Source organism: Streptomyces sp. ID05-39B, from assembly GCF_033794725.1.
GTDB classification, from domain to species: Bacteria; Actinomycetota; Actinomycetes; order Streptomycetales; family Streptomycetaceae; genus Streptomyces; species Streptomyces bobili.
Map to the genome: position 1 here is coordinate 1 of NZ_JARGEF010000519.1, position 1,107 is coordinate 1,107.

At 71.4% G+C, this 1,107-nt stretch carries 1 pseudogene; it reads right to left on the reverse strand.

The features are described from left to right. Positions 1–12: 12 nt before the first annotated feature. A pseudogene (locus P1P75_RS41640) lies at positions 13–1,107 on the reverse strand (hypothetical protein); the annotation flags it as partial.

A 1,107-nucleotide genomic window follows, 5' to 3' on the forward strand; every position in this document is an offset into this window, starting at 1 on the left:
CTCCGCCCCCGCTCACCGCGACCGCCGCCGAGCGCTCACGACAACGACCATCCCGCCTCCGAGGACGACCATCCCCACGGCCGCGCCCAGCACCCCGGGCCCGACCCCGGCCCCGGTGGACGCGAGGTTCCCGCCGCCCCCGTTGCCGGAGGGCTGGGGAGCGGCAGCGGAGGCCGAAGCGGAGACGGTCGGCGTCGGAGTAGGTGTCGGCGTGGGCTCGGGTGTCCCGGACACCTTGGCGATCCTGAGGACCAACTCGTCCTGGTTGTTGCCGGGAACCGGGTCGTCAGGGTCGTTGAAGAGGGTCACCGCCTCCGCCCGTACCGTCTTTCCCGCGTTCTCCTTCGAGAACCGCCACTTCATGACGAAGGTGCGGCTCTCTCCCGGGGCGAACCCCGCCTCCCACTCGCAGATCAAGCGGTAGCTCTCGGCCCAGCAGGGCAGTCCGGGCGACTCGTAGGGCCAGAACTCGTCGAACGTCCGCATCACCACGCCCCCGGGCCCCCGCGAGGTCCGGTCGGAGTGGTTGGTGACGACCAGCTTCGTGGTGACCGACTCCCCGGGCTGCACGGACGTCTTCGGCGCGTGCCACTCGACGCCGAAGTCGGCGCCCGTGCGCACCTGGACGGTCGTCGAGTCCGTGTTGTCTGCCGGGGTGGCGTCGGGCTCGTCACCGGTGCTCGCGGTGGCGGTGAGCGGCAGATCGGTGCCCGGCTTCACATGGTCACCGACGAGCATCTGCAACCGGTACGTCAGCGCCCGCGCCGGGGTGTACTGCGACGTGCAGGTCACGGTCCGCTTGTCCGCGGAGTTCGCGCACTCCTTGGTCTCGTTGTGGTCAAACGCGTCGGAGAAGTACTCCAGCCCGGCCGGCATCCGGATGACCGCCTTCAGCTTCGACGGCGTCCCGCTGACGATGTCCGCCCTGACCGTGAGGTAGACCCTGCTCTCGGGAGCGACGTCCCCCGGCGGAAAGCTCAGCGACATCCGCACGTCCACGGGATCGGCCGCCCGCGCCGAGGGCGGTGCCGAAACGGACGGCGACGCGGAAGGAGACCCGGACGGCGACGGCGAGGCCGTCTCGGCCCCGGCCCCCGTCACCCCCAC